Source organism: Rhizobium sp. R634, assembly GCF_002211305.1.
In the GTDB taxonomy this organism is placed as follows: domain Bacteria; phylum Pseudomonadota; class Alphaproteobacteria; order Rhizobiales; family Rhizobiaceae; genus Rhizobium.
Window position 1 is genome coordinate 77894 of the sequence record NZ_LOKW01000023.1, and the last position, 15996, is coordinate 93889.

The following is a 15996-nucleotide window of genomic DNA, read 5'->3' on the forward strand; positions in this document are numbered from 1 at the left end:
CTCAAACTTTCATCGCCGGGAGCGAATAGCGGCGCTCCAAGAGCCGGAACGAAAGCAGGGACAGGCTTGTGAGCGCAAGGTAGATTCCAGACGCTGCGAGGTAGAAGGGGAGCGGAGCGCGCAGTGAGCCCGCGCCTATATAGGCGACACGCATGACGTCCGTCAGCCCGACGACGGAAATCAGCGATGTATCCTTCATCAAAGAGATGCAAAGGTTGCAGAATGCCGGCAGAGCGACGGGGATCATCTGAGGAATGATGATCAGAAACCAGATGTGTAAGTTCGAAAGCCCAAGCGCCGCTGCAGCCTCTCGTTGGCCTGGCGCAACCGCGTTGATCGCTCCACGAAATATCTCCGCTGCGTACCCACTGAACACCACGGTCAATGCCGCGACACCGGCCGCAAATGCATTGATCTCGATGTAGCGACCGATAATCGCGCTCAGAAGGGCGGTTCCGCCGAAATACACGAGGAGGATAATCAGAAGTTCTGGAACGCCGCGGATAATGCCGGTGTAGGCCCGCATGCACGCTGAAACCGGCTTCCGGTTTGAGTTGCGGAGAATGGCAATAAACAAACCTAATAGGGTCCCGAGAACGCAGCTCAAGGCAAACACAAAAAGTGTGTTCTTCAATCCGAACAAAAATTGATCCACAAATGCGTACAATGCAACTCTCCAATATGCTTGTGGGCGTACCAAAATACGAAATATAATCTCCGCGCATTACAGAGAATGCGCCGAGATTTAACCACAGGTAGATTCGATGTATTTTCCTAACTGGCGCTCTAATTCTGGCGTATCTCGAAAATATACTTTGACTTGCCGTCGTCAATTTATAAGATTCAGGAAGTTTCGATAAGCGCACCTTATGAGGCGCGTCGCTCTATCACGATCGAGATTCTTGGCCATGGACATCACCGACTCCGGAGTGAAGATCCGCCACCTTCAAATATTGCGGGAGGTCATGCGCGCCGGCTCGGAAAGGCTCGCAGCGCAGATGTTGCGAATAACCCAACCGGCGGTCAGCCAAAACATCAAGCAGCTAGAGGAGACTGTCGGCTTCGCGCTCTTCCGCCGGGAAAACAACAGGCTGGTTCCAACCGTCAAGGCATGGGAGTTTCTGCGCACAATCGATGCGGCGTTTGCAGGACTTGATCGGATCGGACCGTCAATCGACTTCCTGCGGAACAACGACACGCGAATGATCGGAATTGCGGCGCCAAGTGCTTTTTCCTTTGCGACCTTGCCGAAGGTGGTCAAAAGGATCCGGGAGAGGAGCCGCTCTTACGCCGTTCAGGTGAAAACAGGAACGTACCAGCAGATTACAGAACACGTGTTAAGTGGCCGCTCGGACATTGGCATCTCCCGATTGCCTCTTGATGATCGAATCCTAGACTGGCTTCCAATCGGCTCAGCTACCAACGTATGCCTTTTTCCCGCAAATCATCGATTTGCGGCGCAGCAGCTTGTCACCTCCGAAGATCTGGCCGGTGAGGCGATCATCGACATCGACCCGCAATTTGCCTCTCACCAAATGAGCGTCAATGCCCTTCGATATATGGGAACGACTCCTGACATCGCTGTGGAATATGACGCGAATGGCCACGACATTGGCTATGTCATGGCAGGGATCGGCGTCTCGATAACGAACGAGATCATTGCGAGAGAGTATGCTGACTTCGGCGTTGCGTTCCGCCGATTTCAACCAGGAGCGACATATCACTACGTTGTCGTCTGGCAAAAGGATCGAAGGCTAAGTGACAGCTTAAGATTTGCGCTGGAAGAGATAGTCGCGGCTGCGGCAGATCGAGCTGCTCAATCGTTGTCAAACGAGCGAGAGGCAGTCGGCGATACATCGCTATTGCCATCCGAGAACTAAGAATTTTCGACGCAGGGGGACCTGGCGCCGCGCGCTCACGGTGGGTTGTGGAGGAGCCAGACCTTCGTCGCGTCAGCTTCAGTCCCACCTGGATAAGGCAATGTCGCTATCAAGCACTGGAAGCGTTGGCGACGCTGAGATCGCTGGGTACTGCCTTTTCGCGTTTTTGCGGAACCCGACCCTGCAAGCGAAAGCGATGGTGCCCGGAGCCCGAATGCATAGTTCGCCGCCGACCCAATCTGTCCGTTAAATTTATTCCGGGATGGCCGCGAAAGCGGGTGTCCACCCTCGGGCGGCACACGGAGGAGTGTTGCCGGATTTCTGTCGCGGCGCTTTTCACATCAATAACCGAGCGGCACTCTGGATTGGCTTCCCCTTAAGCTCGGCATCACTTCGGTTCTCACTATGATCACGCTCAAGAAGCGATGACACTATTGAAGCCTATCACGGGTTCCCTCAGACAACTCCTTGAGGATCAGCGCGCAAGACGTCGCACCAGCATCCAGCACGCCGAGCGATCGTTCGCCCAGCCTGCTGGCTCGGCCGATCCGCGCGATCAAGTTCACCGTCGAATCGCGGCCACTTTCGGCTGCCGCAACGAGGAGTTCCAATGCCTCGTCGAAGGATTTGCCTTCTGATGTCGCTTTGTCAAAAGCTTCAACAGCAGGCACCAACGTGTCAAGCAATGTCTTGTCGCCGACTTTGGCCGAACCAATTTCTTGAATACCCGTCAAGCCAGCATGCAGCATTCGGCTGAACGTCTTGTTGTCGACCTGGTCGACCTGATCGATCTGCTGGGCAAACTCGGTGAACATCACACCGTAAAGCGGACCCATAGATCCGCCGATCTCGGTCATCAGGACTGTTCCCAGGGTCTCAAGTGCTTTTGCAAGCGATAGCTCCTTGCCGCGTATCCGGTCGGCCACTAAACCGAAACCTTTCGCCATATTTATTCCGTGATCGCCGTCGCCAATCTTGCCGTCGATCTCGCTGAGGTAGGCGCGGTTGTCGATGATCGCTCTTGCCATGGAGACTACGATTTCTCCGGCTGCCGCGTTATTCATTTTTTGCATTGTTCCCTCCTTAAAGTGTCGTCGCGCAGCGAACCTCGACCTCCAGTAGCGACTTTAGCTCTTCATCGAGCGCCATGACCGTCAAAGTCGCTCCAACCATCTCAAGAGACGTGAAGTAGTTACCAACATACGCTTTGTGGATCCTGAGGCCGCGGCCGGAGATTTCCTCCTCGACTGTGTCGAAGAGAATGTAAAGTTCGTTCAGCGGTGTCGCGCCAAGGCCAGATACCAGTACGGCCACTTCTGTCCCCGAGCTGAGATCATGGTCATCCAGCACGATCTGGCACATATCCTTGGCGACCTCTGATGCGCTCTTGAGCGCTTCTACTCGCACGCCCGGCTCGCCGTGATGGCCGATGCCGACTTCAATGGTGCCAGGCTCGATCTGGAAGTTCGGATGTCCGACCGCGGGAAGAGTGCACGGCCCCAATCCGACACCGACCGAGCGGCAATTGTCGATGGCCTTCTGCGCTGCGTCACGAACCTCGGATAGGCTGGCGCCCATCGACGCTTTCGCTCCGCCCACCTTCCACATGAAGATCTCTCCGGCAACGCCTCGGCGCTTCGCCTGCTCCTCCGCGGGGGCGGAGCATACGTCGTCGGTTGCAACGACCGTGGCAACCTCGATGCCGTCCTTTGCGGCGAGCTTCATCGCCATCTTCACGTTCATGTTGTCTCCGGCATAATTTCCGTAGAGGACAACGACCCCTTTTCCACCATTCGCTTCGCGTATGGCATCCTGAAAGCTCTTGGCCGTTGGCGACGAAAACAGCTCGCCGACCGCGACCGCGTCGAGCATGTTGCGGCCTATATAGCCAATGAAGGCAGGCTCGTGTCCGGAGCCACCTCCAGTTACGACACCCACTTTTCCTTGCGCGGGCCGGTCAATCGCCGTCACCACGCGTTGGTTTTCGGCGAGGCGCACGATGTCTCGGTGTGCCTTCACAAAGCCCTTGATGGTATCTTCCACGACCTCATCGCGGTTGTTTACAAAACGTTGCACTGCGTCCTCCTCCAGACACGGTCATTGATTGTCGTTGAGCGCTCGCCGGACGACCTTGAGCGACCGAGCCAGCGAGTCCTCGATCGATGACAGCGGCACGGGATCTTGGCGGCGAACGGGCTGCGCCTGCCGATTGCGATGCAGTCTCAAGGGAAGTTCAATACTGACCGGGAGGCTGTCGAGCTTTGCGATTGCAGCCAGGAGGCGCTCGCACCCGACCTTGCCGTCGCCGATATCGCAGAAAAACCAACCTTCCTCGGTTTCACGGACATCCTTGATATGGGCGTGCGCCGATTCCGGCAGCGCCAGGATTCCATCACCTGCGAGATCGTCCATGTCCGGTCGATGTGACGCTGTGTTTGCGGCGTCGTAATTTAGCTTTAGAAAGGGCGATCCGAATTCCTCAACAAGAGAAATACCGTCTCGCGCGGTGTTGATCAGGCTATCGCTGCCGTCTCCTGGGTTTTCCAGGCCAACGATGATATCGAAGGCTTCCGCTCTTCTCAGTATGGTTTCGACGTTGCGACGGAATGTTGCCTCTCTTTGTCGGGCGGCCGCGTTGGTCGCAATAACCTTGGCTCCAATCGCCGCGGCGAATGCCATGCGGCCCGTGAACACTTCGACCGAATCTTCGAAACCGAGGTCGATGTGCGACGACATTGCATGACACAAGAGCCCCGAAGACCTAAGCGCGCTGCGCCAACTGGTCATCTCGGAAGCTTTGAAGGCGGTCTCGTCAAAGGGTTCTGTATATCCAACGATAAAGGCCGGCTCGAAGTGCGTGAACCCGAGGGTTGCCGCGCTCTCCAGTGCGGCCTCTCTGCTATGCCCGTCGTACGGCGCGCCGGACACGGAGATCACCCGTTCAGCCATGCATTCCTCCCTTAGAAGAACGGCGCAAAGTCCGTTCCGAAGGGCAAAGTGTTAAAAACGCTTCATCCGGACAAGCGAATTCCATCGGTCAATGCATGAATACATCTCAACAGCTGCATCATTTGCGTTAAATTTCCTCATGGAATATAGAGGAAGGGCGTCCTCCAGCGTACTGAATCTCTCCAGTGGGAAAGGTGGCGAGGCACGCATAAACGGGAGGAGGGGTGATGAGCGCGTTGGAGTTTCCTTCGCTGCGATCGCTACAGGTGTTGGAAGCTGTCGCACGTCTTGGATCGTTTGGAAAAGCCGCCGAGGAACTGAGCATCAGCCCCTCGGCCGTGAGCCATCAAATGGCCGCGCTGGATTCGGAGCTCGGAATTGCTTTATTTCATCGCTCCGGGCGTTCAATCATGCTGACTGACGCGGGGAGGGCTTACGCCGAAGAGATCAGCGCCTCGTTTCGAAGGATCGAGAGCGCCACGCGCAATTTCACGAAGAAGGGCAAAAGTGACATTCTGAATATCCATTCGGTCGTCAGTCTCGCTTCGCAGTGGCTCATGCCTCGCCTGTCCCGGTTTAGCGCCCGCTATCCGGAGATCGATCTTCGACTGCACGCTTCTGGTGACCCGGCCGAGCTCAGGACCGGCAACGTCGATATAGACATCCGCTACGGAACGCAGCCCGTGGAGGTTGGCATCGCCGTCGAGCCCTTCCCACCCGAGCCAATAATGGTCCTGTGCGCCCCATCGTTGGTCGAGGGCGCAAACGGAATACGCTCACCGCAGGATCTCGCCAGATTTCCGCTCATCCACTCCGAAGTGAACCTCTATCGCTGGCAGGATTGGGCCGACGACCACGGTGTGAGGCTCAACATGGATCGGGGACTGCGTTTCGATAGATCTTTCATGTCCATCAATGCGGCCGCGGATGGACTTGGCGTTTGCCTGGAAAGCCTCATACTCGTCCGGCAAGATCTGAAAAGCGGGAGGCTCGTTGCGCCGTTTGGCCCGGAAGGCCCCAGCATCAATTGCCATAGTCTCGTGTACTTAAGGTCCAGGGCAAGAACACCAAAGATCGCTCTGTTCAAGCGTTGGATCGAAGAGACCCTGGCTGGCGACACGGTTTCTGCGAGTGAGATCGACGTCGGCGGGAGGTGAGTTATGCACACTCAGGGTCGGTGATGCGCGACTGGTGGATCAGACGCGCATCCCCCGACGTCAGGCAGTGGTTTAGCCAAAGAATTTCCGGAGTTCGTTCGCTATGAATTCGGGAGCTTCTTCTGCAACCCAGTGACCCGAGCCCGGGATCAATCCGCCTCGAACGTCACTCGCCACCCGGTGCATTGATTCCATCGTCTCCATGCCGCGGCCAAAACCACTGTCTCCGCCCAGGGCGAGGACCGGCATTTCGAGCTTGCCATCCCTCTCGAGGAATAACTCGTTGTCTTTGACGTCGGTTGGAAAGCCCCGATAATAGGCGAGAAGTGTGCGTAGGCCACCCGGTTTTAGGTAGGTACGGAAATACTCATTCTTGTCTTCCTGAGATAGCACGTTTGCCCGGCCGCCATAATTGTCAAACAACCATTCCAGATAGATATGCTCGCGACCGCCGAACATCGCTTCCGGCAAATCCGGCGTCCTAAAGAAGGGGTGGTGCCAACGCCGGCCGCCTTGCGACATGTCCGCTCCATCGCCAGGAATGGTAACGTCCAGGATCGCGAGCTTGCTAACAGCCTCCCGGTGCTGCGCGGCCAGGGCAAACGCCACCGGGCCGCCCCAGTCGTGTCCCACAAGATTGAAGCGATCGATCTTCAGATGTTCAGAAAGAAGCTCCCACACGTCTTCGGCAATCGTCTTCTTGTCGTACCCATCGGCGGGCCGGGAAGTGTCGCCGAGGCCCCGCAGGTCCGGCGCGATAATCGCGTACTTATCGGCGAGGAAGGGGATCACGTGCCGCCATTCGTGCGAACTCTGCGGCACCCCGTGAAGGAGAACCAGCGGCTTACCGGATCCTGCGGTCAGGTAGTGCATGGTGATGCCGGACAGTCGCGCGTAATTGCTTTTGATCTCGGCACTCATTTCTTTGCCTCCTTCTGGCCCGCCGTCATCCCCCGATACGCACGAATGACCTGACTGTCATCTGCCGAGCCCGACCCCTGGCCAGACGCGGCAAGGAAGAACTGATGCGCAACGGAGGCGAGCGGCAGGGCGGCCCTGGCAGAGGAGCCAGCGGCAAGCACGATACCGAGATCTTTCACAAAGATGTCTACCGCGCTCGTTACCTCTGGGTCTTCCAGAAGCATTCGCTGGCCACGATCGTTGAGCATCCAGCTGGCAGCCGCCGAGCCGGACACGATCTCGAGTACCGTTGAGGTGTCGAGCCCAGCCCTTTCGGCGAGCGACAGCGCCTCAGCCGCTGCCGCCAAGTGTACACCGCACAGCAACTGGTTGACCGCTTTGGCAACCGATGCCTGGCCAGGCCGCTCCCCGAGATAATAGATCTTGGAGCCGAGCACGTCGAGAAGATCGCGGCTCATTTCATAGGTTTGCCTGTCGCCAGCCACCATAATGGAAAGCGACGCGTCACGCGCTCCGGCGACGCCGCCGGAAACAGGTGCATCCAGAAACCGGTGACCGCGAGCAGTCACGGCCTCGGCCAGCTGTTCAACCTCGCCGGGAGGGCATGTTGACATCAGGACGACGATGCTGGTCCTGGTTGAATTTGCCAGGGCGCCCCGTTCGAAGAGGGCTTGGTGCGCCTGGTCGATGTTGACCACCATCAACATCAAGACGTCGGTCTCGCTGGCGGCTTCTGTGGCGTCTGGATAGGCAGTCCCGCCACTGTCAGCGAAGCTTTTTAGAGCATTCTCCGAGATGTCAAACCCCTTGACCCTGAAGCCGCTTTTTAGGAGATGCGACGCCATGGGCAATCCCATGGAGCCGAGACCAAAAAAACCGATTGTCGGTTTTCCCGGTTCTCGTGCCGGGCTCGGCTTTGTTTCTAAAGCTTGGTGCAATTCCGGTCTCCTCCGAGATACTGGCACGTCATAGGTCGGCACATCCCACCGGAGTGCCATGGTCGCATGCAAAGCGGTTAGCATAGCGGCTTCCTCCACATCAAAAGAGTTTGCGCAAGAAACATGTGATCTGGATTCATGTTGCCTGGCGCGTTCTCCTAGAAAAACTTTGTCTCCATCGCGGGTCACGCCGAACTCGCCTGAGTTCAACTCACCATTGGTCTGAGGCAATTCATTTGCGGACGTTTGGCGCAAGCGCCTATTTTACGTCCAGCCGCACAGTGGGAGGCTTCCGGCTTCAGCGACGTCACACCAAGGTCTAAGCAACCTGCGAGAAACTGAGGACCTCTTACGAGGAGAGCGCCTGCGCTGGAGAAACATCGACATAGATCAACACGGTTAGAGGAGGAACCAATGATCACAATGAACCGCCGTACCCTTATTATGAGTTCCGTGGCGATGACCGCCACGCTTGCGGCACCTCGCACAATGCGCGCGAGCTCGCCAGAGTTTTCGTTTAAATTTGCCAACATCATGCCCGTTGATCATCCGCTCAACACCCGTATGACCGAAGCTTCCAACAAGATCAGCGAGCAAACAGACGGCCGCGTGAGTATTCAGGTGTTTCCCGCGAGCCAGCTCGGCACCGATGCTGATATGCTCAGCCAGCTTCGATCGGGTGGCCTGGACCTTCTTGCGCAGACAGGCCTCATCGCAGCGACACTCGTTCCGCCCGCGGCCATCACCGGCGTAGGATTTGCCTACCCCAACTATGCTCAGGTCTGGAAGTCGGTGGATGGCGAGCTCGGCCGGAGCATCCGGACGGCTTTTGAGAAGGTCAACCTGATCGCCTTCGAGAAGATGTGGGACAACGGCTTCCGGCAGACCACCTCGATCGGCAAACCGATCAAGTCGCCCGAGGACCTCAAGGGCTTCAAGATCCGCGTCCCTCCTGCGCCGCTCTGGACATCGCTCTTCAAGTCCCTCGGCGCCGCGCCGACATCAATTCCATGGGGCGAAACCTATTCCGCGCTTCAGACTCACGTGGCTGACGGTCTCGAAAACCCGCTCGCTGGCATTTACTTTGCCAAAATGTACGAGGTTCAAAAGTATCTTTCCCGGACCAACCATATGTGGGACGGCTTCTGGATCCTTGCCAATCGGGACAACTTCGAGATGTTGCCTGAGGACTTGCGTGACATTGTCGTCACCGAAATCAATCGCTCGGCTCTCGTGCAACGCGCTGACGTCGAAAAGCTGAATTCCGAACTCCAGGCAGAGCTGACGAGCAAGGGTCTTGAATTTATCGACGTCGATACTGCCCAGTTCCGCGCGACGCTGCAGGCTTCGTCGTTCTACTCCGATTGGAAGGGGCGTTTCGGCGAGGAAGCATGGGCGTTGCTGGAGTCTACCTCGGGCAAATTGATCTGAGGCGTTGACATGGCTACTTCTGAAAATGTCAGCCCCCCGGTGATCGGCGCGTGGCCAGTCCTGGCGAAAGCTGAAGCGGGGGTGGTGCGCCTGATTGAATTGATCGCCGCAGCACTTGTTGTCGTCGAGGTACTCGTGCTGTCGGCGGGCGTCTTCGCCCGCTATGCATGGGGCGAGCCGCTCATCTGGTCGGACGAGCTCGCCTCCATGTTGTTCCTCTGGCTTTCGATCGTGGGCGCGGTCCTCGCTTTTCACCGCGGACAGCACATGAGGATGGGCGTTATCGCGGACGCGATGCCGCCCGTCGTAAGGGCAAGACTGGAGGTGGCTGCACTTATCTTTTGCCTTTCGGTCTGCGTGCTTCTTCTACCCAAAGCCACGGTCTACGCTCTTCATGAAGTTCCGGTCGTCACTCCCGCGATGGAGGTTTCGGTCGCATGGCGTTCGTTTGGTCTTCCGATCGGACTTGGCCTGATGCTTATCCTTGGCGTGACCAATGCCCTTCAGCGCATCAGGCTGAGCGATTTCCTGATCGGAGTCCTTGTAGCCGCATGCTTGATAGGGTTGGCGATTGCGGCCAAACCGTTGATCATGGCGATGGGCAACTGGAACCTCGTGCTTTTCTTCGTAGTCTTCATCGCACTAGGTGTGCTGAGCGGCGTACCAATCGCGTTCGTGTTCGCTCTCGCTGCCATCAGTTATGTGGCTCTGGGTACGAGCCGTCCGATAAGCGTGATCGCGGGTCGGCTTGATGAGGGAATGTCGCATCTTCTCCTGCTGGCGGTCCCGCTGTTCGTGCTGCTGGGTATGCTGATGGAGGTTACGGGCATGGCAAAAGCGATGCTGAACTTCCTGGCGTCCTTGCTCGGACATGTCAGAGGCGGCCTGTGTTACGTCCTCGTCGCGGCAATGTATCTGGTGTCTGGGATATCGGGTTCGAAGACCGCCGACATGGCTGCTGTCGCCCCGGCACTGTTCCCGGAGATGAAAGCGAGAGGATCAAAGCCCGGTGATCTCGTGGCCCTGCTTGCGGCTACGGGTGCGCAGACGGAGACGATCCCGCCGAGCCTCGTATTGATCACCATCGGATCGGTTACGAGCGTATCGATTTCGGCCCTGTTCATAGGCGGTCTTTTGCCGGCGTTCGTCTGCGGATTGATGCTTTGCGTTGTCGTCTGGTGGCGCTATCGCAACGAGGACATGTCGGGTTTTCGCAAGCCGCCGGCCAGGGAGATCTTCCGCACATTCCTGATTGCGCTTCCGGCTTTGGCCCTGCCTTTTATCATCCGTACAGCGGTTGTCGAAGGCGTTGCTACCGCCACGGAAGTCTCGACAATCGGCATTGGCTACTCGCTGCTGGCAGGCCTCCTCATTTACCGCCGGTTCGACCGGAAGCGGGTGGGTCCGATGCTGGTGGAAACGGCGGTCTTGTCCGGAGCCATCCTTTTCATCATCGCGGCGGCAACGGCTGTGGCCTGGTGCCTGACTCAATCGGGCTTTTCGCGTGGGCTGGTTCAGACGATGGCGGGTCTACCCGGAGGAGCGCCGATCTTTATGATCGTGTCGATCGTCGCGTTCATTGTGCTCGGTAGCGTGCTGGAAGGCATTCCCGCGGTGGTTCTGTTCGCACCTCTGGTATTTCCGATCGCCAAGGGATTAGGGATCCACGACGTGCACTATTCGATCGTGGTCATTCTCGCCATGGGAGTGGGCTTGTTCCTCCCGCCGTTCGGCGTCGGTTATTATGCCGCCTGTGCAATCGGCCGTGTGAACCCGGTGGAAGGGATAAAGCCGCTGTGGGGGTACATGATCGCCCTGCTTCTCGGGCTTGCGATCGTCGCAGCGGTGCCCTGGATCTCGATCGGCTTCCTATGACGTGCGACCGTAGGCGGCCGGTAGAGAAGTCGGCCATTCTACGGTCGTAACCATGTCGGATAAGGCGGAATGCCGGGCTGGCAACGTGCTTCAGAAGCATGCTGCTGGCTCCGCACTATGCCCGGGAAGGAATGTACCGCCCACCGGAAGATCGTCACGTCCTCGCGGCTTTCCGTGGCTTCTTCCTCAAGGAGCGGTGCGCTCTTCGAGGGAAGAGGTAACATCTCTCCTCCTACCGCTTAATGAACACCGTTGGCGACCTGACGCAGAGCCACTCACATGACAAAGAGGCAGCCAAGGCGATCCACGATAATCTTGCCGATATTCGGATGCGAGCCGCGTCCCGCAGTCAGGGAGCCAAGAGTTCTTTCGAACTCACCGTAAGCCAACGAGATCTGATGGCCGGAGCAACGCGGTACCCCGAAACCGGTTGTTTCGATTGATTAATCGCAGGTCCGAGCGAGATCATTTGTTGAGCGATGCTCATTGAAATGGACTTGCAATTCAGTTGTCGTAGACCTGCCACTTGATACCTTTCCGATGCAGACAAAGCCGAAATCCGTCGCAAGACAAGCGCGGTCTGCAGACGCTTTTTTACAAATGGGGAGGAGTGAAATGGGAAGTGAACGTTTCGAGATCGACCGCCGCAACTTACTATTGGCAGGGGGAGCTGCTTTGAGTGGAGCCGTTTTGGGTTCGAACAGTATAGCGGCTCACGCTAGGGCGAGCCCCGTTTCTGGGGCACAAGCTCCGGACTTTTATCGATTTGCCATTGGGGACGCCCAGGTAACCATCGTATCAGACGGCCCACTTCCGCTCGGCGACCCGACACAAAGCTTTCTCGGCGTCCCGGCCGACGAGATAAGATCCATGCTAAACCACAGCTTCCTGCCCACGGATGAGGTCGTTCTCGCTCAGAACGCACCTGTCGTAAACATCGGTGGCAAGCTGATTTTGTTCGACACGGGGATGGGATCGCTTAAGCAATTTGGCCCGACGACTGGCCGTCTCAAGTCTTGCTTGGCCGCCGCGAATATTGCGCTGGAAGATATTGACGCTGTCGTCTGTTCGCATGCTCATTGGGACCACGTCGGCGGAATCTGGGGCGACGACGGGAAACCAACGTTTCCAAACGCCCAGGTGTACATCAGCCAAACCGACTACGATTTCTGGACCGACGAGAAAAAACTTGGAGGCGATCTCAACGGTCTTGTTAAAGCCGCGATCCACAACCTCAAACCCGTGCGGGACCGCATGGTTTTTTTCCAAGACGAACAAGAGTTTCTTCCTGGTATTCATGCCATTAGCGCTCCTGGACACACACTCGGCCATAGCTGCTTTATGATTGAATCAGCAGGAAAGACAATGTGCTATGGCGGCGACCTCACTCATCATCCTGTGCTTCTGTTCGAAAAGCCTTTGATGGAATTTGCGTTTGATACCGATCCCAAACTGTCGGCTCAATCGCGTGTGCGCATTCTGAAAATGCTGGCCTCCAATAGAATACCCTTCATGTCCTACCACTTCCCATGGCCGGGCTACGGGCACGTTGGCATAGCGGGAGAGGGCTTCGAGTATTTTCCTGAGCCACTACATCTTAGCCTGTTGGACTGAGTGGTAGAGAAGGGCGCGAGGGCAATCCTTCGCGTCAATCCTATCCGGAGGGCAGTCGAACGAAATCATCACATGGCGGAAGTTACGCAACAAGCAGTGTGCGCCTTCATCGCGTTGCTAGACATCAAGTCTCGCGGGAACGCCAACTGAAATCAAGAGCGATCGGCGGACCGCACCTAAAGGCCATTCCTGATCGGAAACATATCCTCGCCGTAGTGGTGAAGCCTCGTGTGATGCCGTCGGCATAACCAGCGCACCTTTAAAGGGTCGTCGTATTGATCATGATGGGCGTCGACCATTTCAGTCCCGCAGACCTCACATGTTTGCTTTTCCAGCTCGCCTGCCTTTACAGCTCGCTGTACAGCAAGATGAGCATCATATTTCGCTGGATTAGCACGGCGCCAATTTGCTTGGCGGGTGTCGGTTTTCAGCATCGCCGCATCCTGTGCCTGTAATTTTGAACGTGTCCGCCAACGCTTCCGACGCCATCTTCGCCGCCTATGAAGGTCGGTATCCTTCCTGTCGATGACAATATCGCCCGTCTTGAGCCATTCATTCACTCATTCACCGAGCTTCACCGCCACTGCGCTCTTTTTTTGGGACTCAACCACCGCCAAACGTAGTCTTTGATTCTCTGCACGATTAGAGCGCTAAGACAGCGCCCTTTTGCGTGACAGTTCCACTCAAACGGATGTCGGTGGCCGAGAACCCAACCATAACTGCAAATTCCCCCGTCTCTATCCGCCAGCACCGCTCGGTCGTGTCGAAGAAGGCAAATGTTCGGGCGTCAAGAATGAAACTGAGCCTTCGTTTCTCACCGGGTTCCAGGCCGATTTTCGAGAAGGCCTTCAATTCTTTAACCGGTCTGGGTACAGATGCTTCAACATCGCCCACATAGATTTGCACCACTGCCGAACCTGGCCGCTCGCTGACGTTGGTCAATCCCAGTGTCACTGTCACCGCGCCGGCAGGATCCGGCAGCCCCACCGTCAGGTCTGACATCGCAAAGCTTGAATAACCGAGACCATGACCGAAGGGGAACAGTGGCTTAATGTCCTGGCGATCGTAGTGCCGATATCCAACGAACACACCTTCGTCATATCGCACATGGCCATTCTTGCCTGGATAGACCGCGTCATCCTCGGTATGTGTGGGATTGTCAGCCCAGCGCACGGGGAAAGTCTGTGCCAGTCGGCCCGAGGGCTCGGCCTTGCCAAGGAGCACATCGGCGATCGCGTTGCCAGCTTCCTGACCGGGATACCAGCATTGCAGTACTGCACGAGCACCGGAAAGCCAGGGCATTTCCACCGGTCCACCGGTTTGTAGGACGACAATCGTGTTCGGATTGGCCGCAATTACCGCCTCAACAAGCTGGTCCTGCAGACCAGGAAGTGCAATGCCGCGGAGATCGGAGCCCTCGGTATCCCAGTCGCCCGTTCTGCCCACGAAGACTACCGCATGATCAGCCTTCGCGGCGACGGCTGCTGCCTCGGCAATCTCCGCTTCGGCCGAAAACCTGCCTATTCCTACCCGAATTGCGGCGATATAGAGGTTGACGTGATCGTGCCGGGCGTACTCGGCGACGACCTCGTATGTACGGCCGGCTTCGAGCGTGATTTCGCCCACGACCTCCTCGCAGCCTTCTTCAAAGAATGTGGTACCACGTGTCCAGGAAGCCCAGGCGTCCACCACAAGCCTGCCGTCCACATAGACCCGACCAAGCCCGGCCGAGGTCAGGCCGACGCGATAGACGCCGGCTTCTAAGGCTGTGAATACGGTGCGCATTCGGGCGGAAAAGCGATACGGATCGACTAGGCCCCCGGCCACGGGGGGCAACCATACACCGAGGCTCGACGGTTCCTCGATAACCTTCACGGGCCCGCCAGCAAGCTCCCTTTCTTGGAAAAATTCGAAGGTTGTCGGGTTTTCGATCAGCGGCTGAAACCGATAATTGCTGCAACCCTGAGCGTAGCACACGTTCTCCTCACCCAGGGCGTCCGCCAGCCCCTGCCACGGACTGACGACATAGTGGGGGTTCAACTGCGCCGAGCCGCCTCCCATAACCTGCGCGATCTTGGCATTGGGTCCAATGATGGCGACCGTACCTTGCTGAGCCAATGGCAGGATGCCGTCATTCTGTAGCAGAACTGCGCTTTCCGCTCCCGCGCGCCTGATGAGTGCCCTATGTTCCGGCCGATTAATGGCGTACTCCTTAAACTCGCGATGATCGTTGATTGCGCCGGTGCGTTCCATCAGGGTCAGGATATTGTGCACACAGGCGCGGACGGTCTCGACACTTACCTCGCCCGCGTCGATCGCCGCCAGAAGCTTGGAGCCGCGGTCGCGGGTCGGGCCCGGCATCTCCAGATCCAGCCCAGCATTCACGGTGGGTGCGGTCGAACGCGAGCCGAACCAGTCCGACATCACCACGCCGTTAAAACCCCAGTCACCGCGTAGTACCTCGTTCAACAGCCAATGGCTTTCCGCCGTGTAAGTACCGTTTAGTTTGTTATATGAAGACATCACGGCCCAGACCTTTGCCCGCTTCACCGCCGCCTCAAAGGGTATTAGGTAGACTTCGCGCAGAGTGCGTTCATCGATATCTGAAGAGATGGTTGTACGTTCGATCTCGGACTCGTTGCCGGCGAAATGTTTTATCGTGGCACCCACTTTCTTGGACTGCAGACCTTCGATATAGCCGACGGCAAGTTCCGCCGTCAGTATCGGATCCTCAGAGAAACACTCAAAGTTGCGGCCGTTTGTGACGCTGCGCTGGATGTTAACGGTCGGCGCCAACGAGACATGAGCCCCTTTGGAAAGAACCTCGTCACCTAGCGCACTGCCGATTTCCCTGGCTAGGTCCGGGTTCCAACTCGCTCCGATGGCAATGCCTACCGGGAAAGCCGCTGCAGTCACACCCCCGACAAAAGACCCCGCCCCGCGGGCGCCGTTGGGGCCGTCCGTCAAGCGCAATCTCCCTATCCCTAGGCGGTCGATGGGCGGTAAAGACCAGAACGTATCGCCGGAAAGTAGCGAGACCTGCTCGGCCAAGGTCATATTATCGAGCAATGCTCTCGTATCAGTCATCTTCTCTGCTTCCTCAATCTCAACACTTACCGTTCCCAGATCGGGCATCTCTATATGCATATTGGGAAAGCTGGTGAGGTCGGCGTCATCCGTGGAGCCGTCCATCCATGAGAAGGAAGGCCCGTTTGTTCACCAAGGCGCCGT

The 15996-nt window shown here is 57.2% G+C and carries 13 protein-coding genes; 5 read left to right on the forward strand and 8 right to left on the reverse strand.

The window, feature by feature from the left end:
* Position 1: 1 nt before the first annotated feature.
* Positions 2-667 (reverse strand): ABC transporter permease subunit, encoded by a 666-nt coding sequence (locus ATY77_RS18385; protein ID WP_088688486.1) that lies wholly within the window; start codon positions 665-667, stop codon positions 2-4.
* 241 nt (positions 668-908) lie between these two features.
* Here ATY77_RS18385 and ATY77_RS18390 point away from each other — a divergent pair, with 241 nt between their 5' ends.
* A complete protein-coding gene (locus ATY77_RS18390) occupies positions 909-1880 on the forward strand; it encodes a LysR family transcriptional regulator (RefSeq protein ID WP_245314362.1) in 972 nt (323 codons plus the stop codon).
* Between the two features lie 431 nt (positions 1881-2311).
* Here the strand turns inward: ATY77_RS18390 and dhaL are convergent, their stop codons facing one another.
* The 3 genes from dhaL to ATY77_RS18405 are packed head-to-tail and all read right to left on the reverse strand — an operon-like array spanning position 2312 to position 4829.
* Positions 2312-2953, reverse strand: coding sequence for a dihydroxyacetone kinase subunit DhaL (gene dhaL / locus ATY77_RS18395; protein WP_088688487.1), 642 nt, complete (start codon positions 2951-2953; stop codon positions 2312-2314).
* Between the two features lie 10 nt (positions 2954-2963).
* Positions 2964-3956, reverse strand: a complete 993-nt coding sequence (locus ATY77_RS18400; protein WP_088688488.1) for a dihydroxyacetone kinase subunit DhaK — start codon at positions 3954-3956, stop codon at positions 2964-2966.
* Positions 3957-3977: 21 nt separating this feature from the next.
* Positions 3978-4829, reverse strand: a complete 852-nt coding sequence (locus tag ATY77_RS18405) for a TIM barrel protein (protein WP_088688489.1) — start codon at positions 4827-4829, stop codon at positions 3978-3980.
* 227 nt (positions 4830-5056) lie between these two features.
* Here ATY77_RS18405 and ATY77_RS18410 point away from each other — a divergent pair, with 227 nt between their 5' ends.
* The gene (locus ATY77_RS18410; RefSeq protein ID WP_088688490.1) at positions 5057-5986 is read left to right on the forward strand and encodes a LysR substrate-binding domain-containing protein; all 930 of its coding nucleotides are present in this window, start codon (positions 5057-5059) and stop codon (positions 5984-5986) included.
* Between the two features lie 72 nt (positions 5987-6058).
* Here ATY77_RS18410 and ATY77_RS18415 read toward each other — a convergent pair whose 3' ends face one another.
* Together ATY77_RS18415 and ATY77_RS18420 are read right to left on the reverse strand one after the other, a co-directional pair.
* Positions 6059-6907, reverse strand: coding sequence for an alpha/beta fold hydrolase (locus ATY77_RS18415; protein WP_088688491.1), 849 nt, complete (start codon positions 6905-6907; stop codon positions 6059-6061).
* Positions 6904-7872: an NAD(P)-dependent oxidoreductase gene (locus tag ATY77_RS18420; RefSeq protein ID WP_088688602.1), complete on the reverse strand. Its 969-nt coding sequence runs from the start codon at positions 7870-7872 to the stop codon at positions 6904-6906. Before ATY77_RS18420 ends, ATY77_RS18415 begins: the two co-directional genes overlap by 4 nt.
* Before the next feature lie 387 nt (positions 7873-8259).
* On the opposite strand from ATY77_RS18420, the gene ATY77_RS18425 reads away from it, so the two are divergent.
* From ATY77_RS18425 to ATY77_RS18440, 3 genes are all read left to right on the forward strand, one after another.
* Complete coding sequence (locus ATY77_RS18425; protein ID WP_081284275.1) at positions 8260-9276, forward strand: TRAP transporter substrate-binding protein; 1017 nt, start codon at positions 8260-8262, stop codon at positions 9274-9276.
* 9 nt (positions 9277-9285) lie between these two features.
* On the forward strand, positions 9286-11151 hold the full coding sequence (locus ATY77_RS18430) for a TRAP transporter large permease subunit (RefSeq protein WP_088688492.1): 1866 nt from the start codon (positions 9286-9288) through the stop codon (positions 11149-11151).
* Positions 11152-11766: 615 nt separating this feature from the next.
* Positions 11767-12765, forward strand: coding sequence for an MBL fold metallo-hydrolase (locus ATY77_RS18440; RefSeq protein WP_088688494.1), 999 nt, complete (start codon positions 11767-11769; stop codon positions 12763-12765).
* 176 nt (positions 12766-12941) lie between these two features.
* Here the strand turns inward: ATY77_RS18440 and ATY77_RS18445 are convergent, their stop codons facing one another.
* Both ATY77_RS18445 and ATY77_RS18450 read right to left on the reverse strand, forming a co-directional pair.
* Positions 12942-13199, reverse strand: coding sequence for a hypothetical protein (locus ATY77_RS18445; protein WP_088688495.1), 258 nt, complete (start codon positions 13197-13199; stop codon positions 12942-12944).
* Positions 13200-13407: 208 nt separating this feature from the next.
* Entirely contained in the window at positions 13408-15852 is a 2445-nt protein-coding gene (locus tag ATY77_RS18450) for a glycoside hydrolase family 3 C-terminal domain-containing protein (RefSeq protein WP_088688603.1), read from the reverse strand.
* Between the last annotated feature and the right edge of the window lie 144 nt (positions 15853-15996).

Excerpts from the sequence above, each read along its gene's own strand:
- dhaL (WP_088688487.1), bottom strand. The coding sequence starts at position 2,953 with ATGCAAAAAATGAATAACGCGGCAGCCGGAGAAATCGTAGTCTCCATG.
- ATY77_RS18410 (WP_088688490.1), top strand. The coding sequence starts at position 5,057 with ATGAGCGCGTTGGAGTTTCCTTCGCTGCGATCGCTACAGGTGTTGGAA.
- ATY77_RS18425 (WP_081284275.1), top strand. The coding sequence starts at position 8,260 with ATGATCACAATGAACCGCCGTACCCTTATTATGAGTTCCGTGGCGATG.
- ATY77_RS18405 (WP_088688489.1), bottom strand. The coding sequence starts at position 4,829 with ATGGCTGAACGGGTGATCTCCGTGTCCGGCGCGCCGTACGACGGGCAT.
- ATY77_RS18390 (WP_245314362.1), top strand. The coding sequence starts at position 909 with ATGGACATCACCGACTCCGGAGTGAAGATCCGCCACCTTCAAATATTG.
- ATY77_RS18440 (WP_088688494.1), top strand. The coding sequence starts at position 11,767 with ATGGGAAGTGAACGTTTCGAGATCGACCGCCGCAACTTACTATTGGCA.
- ATY77_RS18445 (WP_088688495.1), bottom strand. The coding sequence starts at position 13,199 with ATGCTGAAAACCGACACCCGCCAAGCAAATTGGCGCCGTGCTAATCCA.
- ATY77_RS18415 (WP_088688491.1), bottom strand. The coding sequence starts at position 6,907 with ATGAGTGCCGAGATCAAAAGCAATTACGCGCGACTGTCCGGCATCACC.
- ATY77_RS18430 (WP_088688492.1), top strand. The coding sequence starts at position 9,286 with ATGGCTACTTCTGAAAATGTCAGCCCCCCGGTGATCGGCGCGTGGCCA.
- ATY77_RS18450 (WP_088688603.1), bottom strand. The coding sequence starts at position 15,852 with ATGACTGATACGAGAGCATTGCTCGATAATATGACCTTGGCCGAGCAG.